1 protein-coding gene is annotated in these 301 nt (G+C 62.8%); it reads left to right on the forward strand.

Annotation, left to right across the window (positions count from 1 at the left end):
* Nucleotides 1-301 (forward strand): hypothetical protein (locus tag ACLJR2_RS23800; protein ID WP_219828048.1); only part of this gene is annotated, 301 nt, incomplete at both ends.

Below are 301 nucleotides of genomic sequence, written 5' to 3' on the forward strand. Positions count from 1 at the left end.
CGAATACGATAACCAGCACCGGCTGGTCCACTATGTGCGCACACAGCACAACTCCGTCCTGGCGGAGGGGAGGTATCTCTACGACCCGCTGGGCCGCCGTGTGGGTAAGCGGGTATGGAAGCGGGAACGGGTTCACTGGAGCGACACGAGGATGGAGCTGTCGCGCAGGCCGTATGTGACGTGGTACGGCTGGGAGGGAGAGAGGCTGACGACCATCCAGACCGGACAGAGCCGCATCCAGACGGTGTATGCGCCGGGGAGTTTTACGCCGCTGGTGCGCATCGAAACAGATGCGGCTGAA

Origin of the sequence: Salmonella sp. SAL03688 (genome assembly GCF_046551895.1) — a bacterium.
GTDB lineage: Bacteria > Pseudomonadota > Gammaproteobacteria > Enterobacterales > Enterobacteriaceae > Salmonella > Salmonella enterica.